At 54.8% G+C, this 16,543-nt stretch carries 14 protein-coding genes; 6 read left to right on the plus strand and 8 right to left on the minus strand.

Going from position 1 to position 16,543, the window contains the following annotated elements; all coding sequences use genetic code 11:
• Window positions 1–7: 7 nt before the first annotated feature.
• From HV107_RS25250 to HV107_RS25270, 5 genes are all read right to left on the minus strand, one after another.
• Window positions 8–520, minus strand: coding sequence for a nuclear transport factor 2 family protein (locus HV107_RS25250; protein ID WP_182061429.1), 513 nt, complete (start codon window positions 518–520; stop codon window positions 8–10).
• An 11-nt stretch (window positions 521–531) separates the two neighbouring features.
• Window positions 532–891 carry an IacB protein gene (locus HV107_RS25255; RefSeq protein WP_166715748.1) on the minus strand — a complete coding sequence of 120 codons (360 nt, stop codon included), beginning with the start codon at window positions 889–891 and terminating at the stop codon, window positions 532–534.
• A gap of 22 nt (window positions 892–913) precedes the next feature.
• Window positions 914–2,041 (minus strand): acyl-CoA dehydrogenase family protein, encoded by a 1,128-nt coding sequence (locus HV107_RS25260; RefSeq protein WP_182061430.1) that lies wholly within the window; start codon window positions 2,039–2,041, stop codon window positions 914–916.
• A 99-nt stretch (window positions 2,042–2,140) separates the two neighbouring features.
• Entirely contained in the window at window positions 2,141–3,265 is a 1,125-nt protein-coding gene (locus HV107_RS25265) for an amidase (protein ID WP_182061431.1), read from the minus strand.
• 333 nt (window positions 3,266–3,598) lie between these two features.
• Window positions 3,599–4,072: a MarR family winged helix-turn-helix transcriptional regulator gene (locus HV107_RS25270; RefSeq protein ID WP_014070613.1), complete on the minus strand. Its 474-nt coding sequence runs from the start codon at window positions 4,070–4,072 to the stop codon at window positions 3,599–3,601.
• Between the two features lie 265 nt (window positions 4,073–4,337).
• On the opposite strand from HV107_RS25270, the gene hpaX reads away from it, so the two are divergent.
• The 4 genes from hpaX to gap all read left to right on the plus strand — a co-directional run bounded on the left by hpaX (window position 4,338) and on the right by gap (window position 9,183).
• A complete protein-coding gene (gene hpaX / locus HV107_RS25275) occupies window positions 4,338–5,726 on the plus strand; it encodes a 4-hydroxyphenylacetate permease (protein WP_182061432.1) in 1,389 nt (462 codons plus the stop codon).
• A 138-nt stretch (window positions 5,727–5,864) separates the two neighbouring features.
• Window positions 5,865–7,061, plus strand: a complete 1,197-nt coding sequence (locus tag HV107_RS25280) for a DUF2235 domain-containing protein (protein WP_182061433.1) — start codon at window positions 5,865–5,867, stop codon at window positions 7,059–7,061.
• Between the two features lie 52 nt (window positions 7,062–7,113).
• Entirely contained in the window at window positions 7,114–8,094 is a 981-nt protein-coding gene (locus HV107_RS25285; protein WP_182061434.1) for a GlxA family transcriptional regulator, read from the plus strand.
• A 78-nt stretch (window positions 8,095–8,172) separates the two neighbouring features.
• A complete protein-coding gene (gene gap, locus HV107_RS25290; protein WP_182061435.1) occupies window positions 8,173–9,183 on the plus strand; it encodes a type I glyceraldehyde-3-phosphate dehydrogenase in 1,011 nt (336 codons plus the stop codon).
• 137 nt (window positions 9,184–9,320) lie between these two features.
• Here the strand turns inward: gap and HV107_RS25295 are convergent, their stop codons facing one another.
• Window positions 9,321–10,511 (minus strand): MFS transporter, encoded by a 1,191-nt coding sequence (locus HV107_RS25295; protein WP_182061436.1) that lies wholly within the window; start codon window positions 10,509–10,511, stop codon window positions 9,321–9,323.
• A gap of 116 nt (window positions 10,512–10,627) precedes the next feature.
• Between HV107_RS25295 and HV107_RS25300 the strand changes: the two genes are divergently transcribed.
• The gene (locus tag HV107_RS25300; RefSeq protein WP_182061437.1) at window positions 10,628–11,584 is read left to right on the plus strand and encodes an AraC family transcriptional regulator; all 957 of its coding nucleotides are present in this window, start codon (window positions 10,628–10,630) and stop codon (window positions 11,582–11,584) included.
• 13 nt (window positions 11,585–11,597) lie between these two features.
• Here HV107_RS25300 and HV107_RS25305 read toward each other — a convergent pair whose 3' ends face one another.
• Together HV107_RS25305 and HV107_RS25310 are read right to left on the minus strand one after the other, a co-directional pair.
• Window positions 11,598–12,980, minus strand: coding sequence for a carbohydrate porin (locus tag HV107_RS25305; protein ID WP_182061438.1), 1,383 nt, complete (start codon window positions 12,978–12,980; stop codon window positions 11,598–11,600).
• Between the two features lie 97 nt (window positions 12,981–13,077).
• Window positions 13,078–14,436, minus strand: a complete 1,359-nt coding sequence (locus tag HV107_RS25310) for a glycoside-pentoside-hexuronide (GPH):cation symporter (protein ID WP_182061439.1) — start codon at window positions 14,434–14,436, stop codon at window positions 13,078–13,080.
• Between the two features lie 355 nt (window positions 14,437–14,791).
• Here HV107_RS25310 and HV107_RS25315 point away from each other — a divergent pair, with 355 nt between their 5' ends.
• Window positions 14,792–16,477: an alpha,alpha-trehalase gene (locus HV107_RS25315; RefSeq protein WP_182061440.1), complete on the plus strand. Its 1,686-nt coding sequence runs from the start codon at window positions 14,792–14,794 to the stop codon at window positions 16,475–16,477.
• Window positions 16,478–16,543: the final 66 nt, after the last annotated feature.

A 16,543-nucleotide genomic window follows, 5' to 3' on the forward strand; every position in this document is an offset into this window, starting at 1 on the left:
GCAAGTCTTATTTTTTATCCGGTACGGGAAGCACATCCGCCGCGTGCCAGTGGTCAACCGGCCTGCTGAACAGATTGCGGGTCGTGAAATGGGCCATCGCCATGGCGTGCGCATCGCGCACAAAAGTGACGCGGATTTCCGCCGCATTCAGGTGCGCTCCACCGGCACTGAACGCCGAGGTTTGCAGCATCAGCCAGCGGCCCTTCAACTGCCCGTCCGGCTCATGCCATATCGCCTCTGAGCACAAAAAATGGGCGTTCATGGCGAAGTGCGCAGGCTGACGCACGTAACCCGCCATCATGGTGACGATGGCCTCGCGCCCCAGATGGCGTCCCAGACGCGTGGCATAAGGTTCACCGATGCCCTCCCAGCAGGCATCGGCAGTAAACAAGGCGCCAATGGCCTGCACGGTTTCGGGGCTGTCGAGGCTGTCGCACAGGCGCATGTAATCGCTAATGCAGACGCGGGCGGCCTGGCTGTCTTCAAGCTGCTGTAAACGCAGCGCATCCTGGGCGTTCATCGCGGGCCCCGTTAGTTCTGGATAATCAGTTCACGGCCCACGCGGGCTTCGATTTTGCAGTACTTCCACAGCTTGCTGCCGCTGTCGCCTACCGGCGTGGTGCGGAACAGGTTGCAGACGGCAGCCACGTTTTCCAGGCGCTCGGCATCCGCCAGCACGTAGGTGGTCCAGGGGGCGGTGGTCGATGGCCCGACCATCAGTTGGTCGTCATCCATGTTGCCGATCACGCGGATCCCCGGCGTCTCGTCGATGCCTTTCATCATCACGCCAAAGGCGGCCCAGACCTGTTTTGCCTCGGTCGCACTGGCGTCAAAAAAGTTCTGATTCACCCCAATACAAAACAGCACGCGTAAGGTGGTTGACTGGCTCATGTGTTGCTCCTTTCGTTAAAAATCACAGGTAACCCGGCAGCGGTTTGCCGCCGAAAAAGACCGTCCCGGCATTGAGGTACGAGAGGTCGCCCATAAAGGCGTGTTGGGTAATAACCATCGTGTCGCGCACGTAGCGTTGCAGCGGGCTACGCATAGTGACGCCGCTCATCCCGTTGAGCGCCAGCGCCTGACGCGCCACATCGGCGGCCACGCGGGTCACGTGCGTTGAGGAAAGACGTAGCGCGTTAATTTGTTCGCAGCTGGCGTCATCGCCCGCCAGCAGTCGCTGCCACACGTCGTCGATGGCGTCGTAAAACCAGGCGCGCGCTGAGCGCAGTTCCGCCTCGCAGCGGGCAATTTGCATCTGTGCCTGCGGCCGGTCGGCCAGACGTGGCGCGCCGGTGACGGACTGCTGGCGATGAGCGATGGCATAGATCTCGTTGAGTGCGGCACGCGCCACGCCGAGCGCCACCACCGACAGCACCTGGGTCGCCAGGGAAAGCACCGGATAGCGGTACAGCGGCCCTTCAAGGTTCAGTGCGCCACCGCGAATAAAGGTCCATTCCTGAGGAACAAAAGCATCGTTTACCACCAGGTCATGACTGCCGGTACCGGCCAGCCCGACGGTGTCCCAGACGGGATCAATCTGTACGCGCTCACGGGGGAGTACCGCCATGCGCGGCAGTGCCTGATCGCCTTCCGGCAAAATGCCCACGCCCAGCACCGTAGCCCCCATGCTGCCGCTGGCAAAGCTCCAGCGACCGCTCACCCGATAACCACCATCGGCCTGAGTGGCTTTTTGGGTGGGGAAAATGCCGCCCGCAAAGACCACGTCCGGCCCATCGCGATACAGCTCTTTCAGGGTATCCGGCGGCAGTGCGCCCAGGTAAAACGGGCTCATGCCAAAGCTTGCCACCCATCCGGCAGAGCCATCGGCGGTAGAGATTTGTTCTATCAGCTCGCAAAATTGCGCCGGAGAGCATTCATCACCGCCGTACATTTTCGGCACCAGTGCGCGGTATACGCCCACCTCTCTGAAACGGGCGATCACATCGTCAGAAATATGGCGCTGGTGCTCAAAATCAGGGCTGCGTGCGGCAACATCACTCAGCAGCGAAACCAGCTCTTCACGAACCTGTGCAGCAGACATAGCGACCTCCGAATAGTTATCCGCGGCTGTCGCGAGGGCGAACGGGGCCGCAATGAGTCGTACTCACTGAGAAATCAGGAAAATGAAAACAGGGGGTGGCTAGTGGCGTCGTCGCGCCGTGAGCCATTCGGCGGCCTGCACCAGCAGGCCATCATGCCCTTTGCGGGCGACCAGTTGCAGGGCCACAGGACGGCCGTCGATCTCCCCCACCGGCAACGTGAGTGCGGGATGGCCGCTCAGATTGAACGGGCGTACCAGTCGCGTCAGGTTGACGACAGCAAGTGGATCTTGTGCTTCCTGTAACGTGGGCGGCAGCTCTGGCAACGTGGCCAGCGCCAGCAGCGGCGTCTGTTTGAGTACGGCATCAAGGTGTTCGCTAAAAGCCACGCGGACCTCTTCTGCCTGTACCAGCGCTTCGCGGCTGACGTCTGCTCCGGCGCGGATACGGGACGCCACATCCGGCGATACGTCATCGCTTGCCAGTAGCGGGCCTAATGCCAGCCAGTTTTCATGGCTGATAAGCGTTAACCCCGAGCGGTGCGCCTCTTCCAGCAGTGGCAGCGTGGTTTCCTGTACAGAAACCCCGGTCTGTGAGAGTGCGTTCAGGATTAAGGCGTCGATATCGGGCTCCGCCGCCAGCACATACGCTACCGGCGGCAAGGAATTCAGCGGGGCGTCAACAGGCACCGACAGGCGCGTCATCACCTGGCGCAGCACTGCGGCATTACGGGTAAAGACACCCACGCAATCGAGAGAGCTTTCGGCAGGCATAACGCCCTGACGGCTTAACACGCCATAGCCAGGCTTAAGGCCCATCACGCCGCAGCAGGCCGCCGGCATCCGCACGGAGCCGCCGGTATCGGTGCCGAGTGAAAAATCCACCTCGCCGGATGCAACGACCGCCGCCGAGCCGCTGGATGAGCCACCCGGGATCAGCGCCGGGAAACGCGGGTTAACCGGCGTACCACAGCGCGGGTTGATCCCCGTTACCCCAAAGGCCAGTTCATGCAGCGTGGTTTTGCCCGTCAGTACGCAACGGTTTTCCAGTAATTGCGACACTACGCTTGCATGGCTGTGCGCGGCTGGCGACGTTGCCAGCGCCGGGCAACCCGCCTGAGTGCGGTATCCGGCGATATCCAGCGTGTCTTTGACGGCGAATCGCAGATCGCCTTCGCCGAGGATGAACTGCTCAGTATAACCATTGCTCTCTGAAACTGGCTTCATGATTGACACCTTTACCAGAAATGTTGAATCACATTCAGGCTGACAGTCATTGCTGTCTTTTTGTCCTGACTAACGTTAGGTCAATCATGGAAGAATTAGATGAAAATTCAAGTAATATTTCACGTTAATTTTACGTGACTGCAACATTTTATTAACCATAATATGTGCAGGGCCAATCACTCATAGTGATGAAAAATAAAGCAAAAAAGACGAAAGCGGCGAGAACCACTGTTGCAATCACTTGCAACAGTGGTTGAATAAAAGGTGATTATTTACAACGAGTTAAATCGATTTTCAACGCAGGTCACAAATTTGTCATTCGGTTTTTTTGGCTTATAGCTCGTTAAGGTTATCGAGCACTTTTGCCAGGGAGAGGTTCATTTTGGCAACCTGATTTCGGGTCATTCCTTTGAAGCCTTTCTCGAACACTTTTCCCGCCTGAGCCATGGCTTCTTCCACTTTTTGCCGCCCGGCGTCGGTGAGCATCACTTCCGTTACCCGGGCGTCATTTTCGCTACTGGCGGTGGTCACAAGGCCATCCTCCCGCAGCCGCCCGACGATTTTGGTCACCGTCGGCATTTTTGCCATCGCGTATTCGGAAATTTGTGAAATGCTCGCTTTACCGTACTGGTGCGTCACCATCAACACCCGGAAGCCAGAGACATCCAGCTGCGCTTTTTTCAGTGTAATTTCCATGATTTGTGTGTAGCGCGCATAGACATTAACAATCCAGTAGAAGGGAAATTCTTCTCGATGGAAGGCAGGATCGGTGGCCTGTTCTTCGGCTGTTTTTTTTATATTACTCATGCGTTTCCTTACCAAAAAAAGCGGCAGATAACGCGATTATACTCTGCGAATCTGTGACGGCTATAGCACCATCGCAGCCTGTAAAACCCCTGGCGACGCTCCGGGGAGTTCAGGGTGCGATCCCTGTCTCATTATGATTCACAAATGCTATGTAATTAACAAATACGTATCATTTTTTGAACATTAATTTGACGCTTCATATGGCGATTTTCTATACGTTACCCGACCTGCACACTCATACTAAAAAACGCAATGTGGAGCTTTCATGAACGATAATGCCTCTGTAGAACAGACTCAGAACGGAACGCTGGCCCCGCCTGCCGCGGGAGATACCACGCTGGATCCCCGCCAGCAAGCCGTTATCAAAAAGCTGTTCCGCCGTTTAATTGTTTTTTTATTTATTCTGTTCGTCTTTTCCTACCTTGACCGCATCAACATTGGCTTTGCCGGGTTAACGATGGGCAAAGATCTGGGGCTCACCAGCACCATGTTTGGCCTGGCCACCACCCTGTTTTATGTGATGTATGTTATTTGCGGGATCCCCAGTAACGTGATGCTGAGTATTGTCGGCGCGCGCCGCTGGATTGCTATCCTGATGGTTATCTGGGGGATTGCTTCTACCGCCACCATGTTCGCCACCGGGCCAAAAAGCCTCTACGTGCTGCGAATGCTGGTAGGGATTGCCGAAGCCGGTTTTCTGCCCGGTTTGCTGCTCTATTTAACCTACTGGTTTCCGGCGCACTATCGTGCCCGCGCCAACGCGCTGTTTATGATTGCGATGCCGGTGACCATGGCGCTGGGTTCGCTGGCATCCGGGTATATTTTGAATATGGACGGCCTGCTGAACCTGAAAGGCTGGCAGTGGCTGTTCCTGCTGGAAGGGTTCCCGTCCGTGCTGCTGGGCCTGGTGGTCTGGTTCTGGCTGGACGATAGCCCGGCAAAAGCCAAATGGTTAACGGATGATGACAAAGCCTGCCTGAACGAGATGCTGGAGGCGGACAAAGTGGCGGTGCGAAAGACTCAGCTCGCGGCAAATACCGCACCTGTGGCGCAGCGCAGTCTGGCGCGCGAACTCTTTACCCCGGTCATTATCCTCTACACCGTGGCTTACTTCTGCCTGACCAATACCCTTAGCGCGCTGAGCGTCTGGACGCCGCTGATTTTGCGCAGTATTAACGAAACCAGCAGCAACGTGACCATCGGCATTCTGAGCGCCATTCCCCAGATGTGTACCATCATCGCGATGGTCTGGTGGAGTAAACGTTCGGACAGGCTGAACGAACGTAAAATTCACACCCTGCTCCCCTATCTGTTTGCAGCCGCAGGCTGGATGTTAACCGCCACCAGCACCACGCCGCTGTTCCAGTTCACCGGGATTGTGATGGCCTCTGCTGGCGCCTTTGCTGCAATGGTGATTTTCTGGACGACACCTGACTGGTTTATCTCCGTGCGCGCCCGCGCGGTGGGCATTGCGGTGATCAACGCCACCGGGATGACCGGCGCCGCGCTTGGCCCGCTGCTGATGGGCCTGATGAAAGACACCACGGGGAACTTCAATGCCGGGATCTTTATGGTCGCCGGATTCCTGGTGCTGGGTGCGGTGATTATCGCCGCGATCCCAATGGCAAAAAACGCGGCGCAACCCGCGCATTAAGCAAGTCCCGGACCCGAAACGGTATGTATCGTTTCGGGTTTTAATCGCAAAGATCATCAATACTCATGAGGGTTAACCCTGTTAACCACGCCGAAAATTGGGTGGTGTTCCCGTTCCCGTTATGTGAGAAAAAACATCATGAGTAAAAACATTATTTTTTGTGCAGATGGTACGTGGAATGGACCGAATAACGACGATAACAAGGACGATATCCCCGATTACACAAATGTTTTGCGGCTATTTAATGAGCTGGATGGCACCGCCGATACTCCCGATATGTTTGTGCGCAATGAGCAGGAAAAAACGCTGAGAAATAAATCGGGAGTGGTTTTGCAGGTCAGTAAGTACATTCATGGCGTGGGGGATTCAAATAACTGGCTCGATAAAATGCTGGGCGGGGTGTTTGGTGCGGGGATCATTGAACGCATCGTGCGTGGATATACCTTCATCTGCCGTAATTACGACAGAGATGATGATATCTTTCTTATCGGGTTTAGCCGGGGAGCCTACACGGCACGCGCTCTGGCAGGGATGATTGGTGAATGCGGGCTGCTGGATAAAAACAAAATCGACCTCACTGACAAAGAGGAAGCCTACCGTCTGGGAACCGCGGTATGGCGGCAGTACCGGCAAAAAACCAACGTTGACGGTTCGCTGTTAGACCGAATTATCCGCGATGCCCCGATGTTTTTGCATGAGCAGGTTGATCCGAACAAGATTATCTATTTTGTGCCGATTAAAGCCGTTACCGTCTGGGAAACCGTGGGCTCATTGGGTATTCCTGAATATATTAAAGACGCCCGTATCGATGCCTTTAAATTTGCCAGCACCGCGCTTGGGGAGCACGTCAAATATGGCCGACAGGCCATTGCCATTGATGAAATGCGGCTGGATTTTACCCCCACCTTCTGGGACAAACGCGACAATATCGTGCAGATCTATTTTCCGGGGATCCACGCAGATGTCGGTGGCGGTTACAGCAGCACCAATAATGGAACCGGATTATCGAACGGCGCTTATCTGTGGATCCGCACCGAGCTGGGTCAGCTTGGCGTGCATCTGGATCCTGTGCAGGTTAACGTGGATTTCAAAGGGCCTATCCATTGCGAGTGGTACCAGATACCTTACAAGCTGGGCGTCCGGCAGCTCCGACGTCCCGACAGCCCGGACCTTGCTATCCACAGCTCTGCAGTATCGAGAATGGCCTGGCCGACTCCGCTTCCCGTGCAGGACAACACCGGGATGTGGGGGGCGCAGCTGTATCGCCCGGCGTCGATACAGCCTTATGTGAATGCCTGCTGGCAACCGCTGAACGGGATTGTTATCCATCCCTGATTAAGCACTGCCACCTCTTGACTTATTTTGCGATAAAGGTACTTTTCAGGACATGAAGAAGATCCTGATTATCGTCCCGGATGGCGGCATGTTATTTGAAGCCGCCGGTATCGCCGACATTCTGATGCAGGCCAACCGGCTACACCCGGAAGGCCCGCAACATCCCTGCTATCGCATTATTATCGCCACCACTCAGCCTCACCAGGTGATCCACGGCCAGTCCGGGTTAAACCTGCTGGCGGACTACCGCCTGCCAGAGCTTGATCCCCGCGAGCCGCTCGACACCATCATCATTACCGGACGCGGGATGAACGAACTGGAGAGCACTGCGGTGGTCGACTGGCTGCACCTGGCAGCGCCGCACGCGCGCCGTGTGGCATCAATTTGCGGCGGCGCCATGCTGCTGGCGCAGACCGGTTTGCTTGATGGCCGACGGGCAACGACCCACTGGCGACTGCTGGAAACCATGCAGACCACCTACCCTAAAATCAATGTTGAAGGTGGGCCGCTGTACATTCAGGATGGTCCGATATGGACATCCGGCGGCGTTAGTTCCGGCTTTGACCTGACGCTGGCGCTGGTTGAAGATGATTATGGATTTAGCCTTGCCCGTGACGTTGCGCAGGACATGGTGATGTACCTGCGCCGCCCCGGCGGGCAGCTTCAGTTCAGCCGCTATAACCTGCATCAGCCTAGCGCTTCCGGGCCGATAAATGACCTGCAACGCTGGATCCTGCAAAACCTCACTGCCGACCTGTGCGTTGAAAACCTGGCAGAAAAAGTCGCCATGAGCCCGCGTAACTTTACCCGCGTATTCACCCGTGAAACCGGAGCCTCCCCGGCGCGGTATGTCACCGAGGCACGGCTGGCGGCGGCACGACAACTCCTGGAACAGACAGCGGAAACCCTGGATCGCATTGCCGAAAAAAGTGGTTTTGGCAGCAGCATTAATCTGCGTCGGGTGTTTGAAAAACAGCTTCACCTCACCCCGGGGGAATATCGCCAGCGTTTTCACTGTCGCAAGATGGCGTAATGTGATCCTTTTTTGTCATTTACGCCATTTCACCTAAAGCCTACATTGACTCCAGACAACACAGATAAGGAGTTAATCATGGTTAAGGTCGGTATTAATGGCTTCGGCAGGATCGGACGTAATTTCTTACGCGCTGCACTGGGTAACCCGGATATTCAGATTGCGGCAATTAACGATCTGACGGACAGCAAAACCCTCGCCCATCTACTGAAATACGATTCCTTGCTCGGTACGTTACCGGTATCCGTTGAAGCGGCAGACGGCGCATTGCAGGTCGATGGCCAGCGCATCAGGGTGTTTAGCGAACGTGATCCGGCAAACATTCGCTGGCGTGATGTGGGCGTAGACGTGGTTATCGAAGCGACTGGATTTTTCACCGAGCGCGAAAAAGCGGCGGTTCATATCACCAGCGGCGGCGCGAAACGCGTCATCATCTCTGCCCCGGGCAAGAACGATGACCTGACGGTGGTGATGGGCGTTAATCACGGGAATTACGACCCGGCTCAGCATTTTGTCGTCAGTAACGGGAGTTGCACCACCAACGGGCTGGCACCGGCGGCACAGGTACTGCATCAGACATTTGGTATCGAACACGGGCTGATGAATACCACCCACGCGTACACCAACAGCCAGGTGCTGCACGACCAGCCGGAAAAAGATCTGCGCGGCGCGCGAGCTGCGGCTCTGTCGATTGTGCCTTACTCCAGCGGTGCGGCAAAAGCGCTTGGCAAGGTCATTCCCGAGCTGGATGGCAAACTGACGGGGTATTCACTCCGTGTACCGGTTCCGGTAGTGTCGATTGTGGATTTAACGGTAACGCTGAGTCGCAACGTGACCGCTGAAGAGGTTAACGCTGCCTTCCGCGAAGCCGCTGCCAGCGGTCCGCTAAAAGGGATCCTGGGTTATAGCGATGAGCCGCTGGTATCAAGTGATTATCAGGGCGACCCACGCTCCTCCATTATTGATGGCCTTTCCACGCTGGTGATTGGCGGCAATATGGTCAAGATCCTCGCGTGGTATGACAACGAATGGGGATTCTCGAATCGCCTGGTGGACCTGGCAGTGCTGATGGATAAGAAAGGGTTGTGAGTGACAGGTGATTGAGGTTAAGGAACATAGGGCCACCGTTCGCTTTATGTTCCTTGCCTCACTGTCACCACAATACGCGTGAACGTACCAGCAAGCCCAGTGGCGCTACGCTTACTGGGCCTACAATGGCTGACGCGTTACTCTTCCGCCTTCACCCTCACGCCCATAAACACAATCACCATTGCTGTTACCAGCAGCAGGCCACTTCCGGCAAATACGCCGCTGGCCCCATTAAGATCAAATACCGCGCCGCCGCCGGCCGCACCTGCACTGATAGCCAGCTGGATGGATGCCACCAGCAGCCCCCCTGCACTTTCTGCTTCATCCGGTACGGTGGTGGCAAGCCATGTTGACCAGCCTACCGGCACCAGCCCAAACGCAAAGCCCCAGAGCGCCACCAGTAAGCCATCCAGCATCGCCAGGTGCCCGAACGCCACCATCATCAGCGCCAGGATCCCCATCGCGAACGGGACCAACGCCAGCGTCAGGCGCAGATTTCGTGCCAGCAGATGCCCGGCAATCGACGTACCGATAAAGTTTGCCACGCCAAAGCCCAGCAGGATCAGCGAAATGCTCTCAACGCTTGCCTGGCCTACCGTTTCAAGGAACGGACGCAGATAGGTGAAGAAGGCAAAGTGACCGCTGAAAATCAGGATAGTCGCCAGCATCCCGCCAATCATGCCAGGACGGCGCAGCACGCGGAACAGCGTCCCCAGGCTACCGCTGCTTTCCGGCTTCATAGAGGGCAGAACCCACAGCTGCCAGAGCAGCGCCAGGATACTTGGCAGAATGCAGAGGATAAAAACGTTACGCCAGCCAATAAGGCTGCCGAGATAGCTACCCAGCGGTGCGGCAACCACCGTGGCAATCGACACGCTGGAGAAAATCACCGCCAGCGCTTTCGGCACTTTATCGGCAGGCACCAGACGCATCGCCGTGGCGGTAGACATTGCCCAGAAACCGCCGATGGCAACGCCCAGCAGCAGACGCCCGAGCAGCAACACGTGCAGAGTTGGCGCAAAAGCGACCAGCAGGCTGGAAATGATTTGCAGCACTGAGAAAAACATCAGTACCCAGCGCCTGTCGATACTTTTGGTGGCCGAGGTAATCAGCAGCCCGGTCACCAGTGCCACCAACGCCGTTGCGGTAACGGCTTGCCCGGCCATCCCTTCGCTTACGCCAAGACTGGCCGCCATCGGCGTCAGTAAACTGGCGGGTAAAAACTCTGCCGTTATCAGGCCAAAGACCCCCAGACCCAGTGAATAGACTGCTCGCCAGGCGGGCTTTGCGGGTGCAATGGCCTCTCTCGCCGCGACACATGAATTCATCTGTTGTTCTCCCGTTAGAAAAATGTGACAACTGTCGCAAAAGCATAGTGAGTTCCCCCTGGACGATCTATGACATATAATCTTTGATTATTGATTATTCGTCCGAAAGTGAAGACATGAGCAACCCGTCACCCGATTTGATCAGCGAGCTTCTTCGTGGAATGCGCCTCTCCGGTGTGAAATATCGCCGCATTGAAGCCAGCGCCCCCTTTGGTGTGGCGTTTCATCAGGCGCCCGGCAAAGCGCAATTCCATTTTGTGAGCCACGGCTCCGCACTGCTGCGCATGGAGAGTGGCGCGACGTTTGCCCTGAGCGGCGGCGATGCACTGTTCATCCCAAACGGCAACGCCCATGCCTTACTTTCTGACGAACATGCCGACATCACGCCGGTGAGCGCGTTTCCGAGTGAGCCGATTTGCAACTCAGTCTGCGCTATCACCTGTGAACCCTGCCCGGACAGCGAGAACACGGTAATATTCAGTGGTTGCATGGATTTTGAGCTTGGCGGGATGCAACCCCTCATCAAAGCGATGCCGGAAGTGATGATGGTAAGCCGCCTGATGTCCACGTGGCCGGAGATCCATCCGCTGCTCGCCGCAATGGAGCGAGAATCCATGACCCGGCAGGTTGGTTTTGCCGGCATTCTGGCACGCCTTGCCGATGTGGTGGCCGCGCTGATTGTGCGGGGCTGGGTGGAGGCCGGATGCGGGAAATCGACCGGATGGGTCCAGGTGCTGCGCGATCCACGTTTAAGCCGCGCGATTTATGCCATGCATCAACAGCCGGGGGTAAACTGGAACGTTGCGGACCTGGCAAAAGAGGCCGGAACGTCACGTTCCGTCTTCGCCGAGCGTTTTCTGTCGGCGACCGGCACCACCCCGGCCAAATACCTTTCAGAACTACGGATGCGGCTGGCCATTCAGTATATTCGTCACGAACATCAACCGCTCGAAACGGTAGCGCTGCGTCTTGGCTACGGGTCACTTGCCGCGTTTAGCCGGGCATTCAAACGCATTGTCGGCCAGGCGCCGGGTTCACTGCGGGAATCCAGTCAGACCCCGGAAGAGGTCTGACTGTCAGGGGGTATCAGAAGTAATATTTAAAGCGTACGCGGCCGCCGTATCGGGAGTCGTTATTATTGTCGCCCTGGTTTGGATGCGCTTCAACCCAGGACGCATACGCGCCCAGATAGATATTGAAGTTCTTCATCTTCATGACGTTATCGAAAAGATAGGAAGCGTGAACGGTATGGATATCGTAATCGCCCGGATCGGTTATCCAGCAGTCGTTGTCACAGTCGGCGTTGAAGCTGGCGGTGTCAAATTTGTCGATTTCATTATGCGCATAGATGTAACCCAGCTCGAACTTGCGCCATAACCCGTTGATACCCGCCGTGAAGTCTTTCTCATCCGTGGCGTCCATATAGGCTGTATTCAGGTTGATCACCGCGCCATTTTCCGGGTCGGCTTTCTGGCCGTTCCAGGTCATCGTCAGGCCGTAACCGGTACGATCGGACTGATCCACCCATTTGCCAGATGCATCGCGATAACCATAGGCGTTGTTCACCAGGTTGCTCTCCATCGCGATGGCGGTTGAGAAGCCCCCGTTTTGCCATGAGATGACCGGACGTACATAAGCCACGTTTTTCTCGTTATCGAGATCAACGCCGTGGTACTGCTTATCGACAAACAGCGTACTGCCGTTCTCCAGCAAGGTGTTGATCTCGAAATACCAGTTATCAACCGTCTTACTGAGCAGGAAGTTTCCGCCGCTGTCACTACGCCCACGCCCTTCTTTCAGCATGTAGATGTAGCCGTAGCCATCGCTGTAAAGGTCGTTTGCTGTGTTGCCGGAGTACTCTACGAAGGTGTCCTGGTTCAGCGGGAACATGTCGTAGGCTTCAAAGCGACCCACTTTTACCTTCCAGTCGTTTTCCGTTCCGAAGAAGAACACGGCATCATCAAGGTTCATTTTGCCGGTCAGGTCGGCAAGCGGTTGCACGGAGAAACCGGCAAAATTGCCGTTATCCATCCGGCGATAACCGTCAAAACCGAGCAACAGACGGCCGTTGATGTCCCAGCGCTCATTGCTGCCAGGTGCCCAGTCTTTATTGGCCGTGGTTTTCATTGATGTCAGGCTGCCGGTTTTGCTGGCCGCATCCATGTTAAATTCGACGTCGCCATAGAATTTAATATCGCCATAGCCTGATAACGTCAGTTTTGGTACAGCTGATTGGGCTACTGGCTCCGCTGATTCCACATTCACGCTGGCAGGTTTCTGCACGGCCACAACCTGCTGTTGCTGGAGAACCTGAATTTGCGCTTCTGCCTGCGCCGCGCGATTTTCTGCGCTTTCAAGGCGAGCTTCCAGTTTCGCCAGTTTTTCTTCAAGGGTCGGGGTATTTTTTGCTGCGAAAGCGCCTGTGGTACAAAAAGCGCTAATGACCAGAGCAATAGACTTAACTCTCATGGATTCCATCCTCGTGAATTATTCATTACGTCCTGAGTGGTACTACCCTATACCGGTAATACAACTGTATTACCGGCTTAATACATCAATTGTTATTTTATTCTTTTGCGAATTCACCTTTATTCAAATCACGGACTACGCCGTTCATCACATTTTCCGTCAGACCATAGAACTTAATTGAGAACGCCGTAAGCAAATAAAAGAACGATGGGATGAGAGTGAATAACAGAATAACACCCTGCACTGCGGATTCAGGCTGTACTTCACTGTTTGATTCATAATTGAACCAGGCCAGTACCCATCCCAGAATTGCCCCACCAACTGCGACACCCAATTTAATGACAAAAATATTGGCAGCGACATTCATACCCGTTATTCGACGCTGCGTTTTCCATTCACCATAGTTATTTGCATCAGTAATCATTGACCACTGCAATGCGCCATTTCCGCCCTGCACTATCTGAATCAGGACGTGGGCAATTAACGGAATAATCCAGAACTCCAACGGGAGCCAGAAACACGCTACGCCAAGCGCGGCGTTAAGAATATTGATCCAGAACGACAGTTTAACCTTGCAAAAGCGAGTCCCGAACGGTTGCGCCAGTACTGAGCCAAACATTGACGCCAGCATTCCGCCCAGCATAAAGAATGAGATGATGTCCGCGCCTTTGTTCAGGACCGTATTGACGAAATAAACCACGGCGCCGCCACGGATCACCACCGCGACCAGCATCATGAAGTTATAGACCGACAAAATGCGCCACTGGTCGTTACGAAAGAGGATCTTAACGTCTCGGGAGATGTTCAGATTCTCTTCTTTAATGGGTTGAACCCGCTCTCTGGTCGTGAGAAAACAGACCAGGAACATCAGGCAGCCAATCACGCCAAAAATGCCCATTGCGACCTGAATGCCGGTGGCTCGATCGCCTGGGAAAAGATAATCCGCTAGCGGCAGAATGCAGGCGGTTCCCAGCGCGCCACCAATGGGGGTAATGGCAAAACGCCAGGACTGCAACGAGAGATTTTCGCGTGGGTCGGAGGTTAACGCCGCACCAAGTGAGCAGTAAGGGATATTAATGGCGGTATACATCAGGGTCATAAAGATATACGCCCCGACGGCATAATAGATTTTTCCAGTTTCGGTAAAATCAGGAATGGAATACACCAGCACGCAACTTACTGCAAAGGGAATACACATTGCTAACAGCCACGGGCGAAAACGCCCCCAGCGCGTTGACGTTGCATCCGCAATCGCACCCATTATCGGATCAGTTATTGCGTCTAATAAACGGACCAGCAGGAACATGGTCCCCATGACTGCGGGTGGCAGACCATATATATCAGTGTAATAATACGCCAGAATGGCCACTGACGAGTCAAATACAATATGACTTGCCGCATCCCCCAGGCTATAACCTATTTTTTCTTTTACTGGAATTCGTTCTGTCATCGCCATACATTCACCTCATTTTATGAAACCGGTTTCTGTTGTCGGCGATAATTTCGCTGAGAGTCGCACGATTATCCATTATGTTTTTTCACTACAAGATTATGTTTTTTGTTTTATGTGATCCTGACAATTAAAATAATGAAATGACCGCAAGAGTGCTCTTCACTCTATATTAAATAATGTCGCAATTATTCTCCCGGTCAATATTTCAATTATTCGACGTGGACCTAAACGCAACGGTAAATTGTCTGAGTCTGCAAAAAATGGGATATTCGACACGCGAATATCTCGATATTCGTCTAAGGTTTTCACGTGGTTGATGACAGCGGTCACGCTGCTCAGCAAATACAGGAGAGAACCGATGATAAAACCTCATATGCGCCACCCTACACTTTTATCGCTCGCGCTTGGCGGCGCACTGCTGGGCGTCACCTTATCTGGCTACGCTGAAGACAAGGCAACCGGCCAGTCGACGCCCCCTGACATACTGCTCGGACCCCTTTTTAACGATGTCCAGAGTGCCAAACTCTTTCCCGATCAAAAGACCTTTGCCGATGCGGTTCCTAAAAGCGATCCCCTGACCATCCTGGCGGATTACCGGATGCAGCACACTCAGACCGGTTTCGACCTGCGGCATTTTGTGGAAATGAACTTTACCCTGCCAACGGAAGGTGAAAAGTATGTCCCACCGTCTGGACAGAGTTTACGGGCGCATATCGACGGGCTGTGGCCGGTTCTGACGCGGACCACTGACAAAGCCAGTAAATGGGATTCTTTGCTGCCGCTGCCAAAATCTTATGTGGTGCCCGGCGGTCGTTTTCGCGAGGTGTATTACTGGGACAGCTATTTCACCATGCTTGGTTTAGCAGAAAGCGACCACTGGGACAAAATCCGCGATATGGTAGACAACTTTGCCTATGAAATTGATACCTGGGGGCATATCCCAAACGGCAACCGCAGCTACTACCTGAGCCGCTCGCAACCGCCGTTCTTCGCACTGATGGTTGAGTTGTTAGCCACGCACGACAGCGATGCGCTGAAAAAATACCGCCCGCAGATGGAAAAAGAGTATCGGTACTGGATGGATGGCGTGGACGCACTCCAGCCGGGTCAAGCCAGTAAGCGGGTGGTGAAACTGGATGACGGCACCATTCTTAACCGCTACTGGGACGACCGTGATACGCCGCGCCCGGAGTCCTGGCTTGATGATGTGACCACCGCGAAAAAGAATCCCAACCGCCCGGCAACGGAGATCTATCGCGATCTGCGTTCCGCCGCGGCATCCGGCTGGGATTTCAGCTCCCGCTGGATGGATGATCCGCAAAAGCTTGGCACGATCCGCACTACCAGCATTGTGCCAGTCGATCTTAACGCGCTGATGTACAAGATGGAAAAGCTGCTGGCAAAAGCCAGCCAGGACGCTGGGGATACAGCCAGTGCGACGAAATATGACACCCTGGCAACTGCACGTCGGAAAGCCATTGAGGGGCATCTGTGGAATGAAAAAGAGGGCTGGTACGCCGATTACGATCTGAAAAGCAAAAAGGTGCGTAATCAGCTGACCGCTGCTGCCCTTTACCCGCTGTTTGTGAAAGCAGCGGCGCAGGACCGTGCGGATAAAGTGGCAGTTGCGGCCTCTGCGCGGCTGTTGAAACCTGGCGGCATTTCGACGACCACAATCGACAGCGGGCAACAGTGGGATGCGCCAAACGGTTGGGCACCATTGCAGTGGATCGCGACGGAAGGGTTGCAGAATTACGGGCAAGACAAGGTGGCAATGGATGTCACCTGGCGGTTCCTGAAAAATGTACAGCATACCTACGATCGCGAGCAGAAACTGGTTGAGAAATATGATGTTTCTACTACTGGCACAGGTGGCGGCGGCGGAGAGTATCCCTTGCAGGACGGCTTCGGCTGGACAAACGGCGTGACGCTGAAAATGCTGGATTTAGTGTGTCCGAAAGAGAAGCCGTGCGAGAGTGTGCCGGAGAATCAGCCTGCGGCAAATGAGAAGGTCGCGACTCCGGCGAAAAATGTGGCGCAGTAGGTGGAGATTGTCGGGAATTTGGAGGCTGTGTAGAGTGTGGGGGTACATACGGATGAAGTGGTCATT

This window comes from Enterobacter sp. RHBSTW-00175 (genome assembly GCF_013927005.1).
Lineage (GTDB): Bacteria > Pseudomonadota > Gammaproteobacteria > Enterobacterales > Enterobacteriaceae > Enterobacter.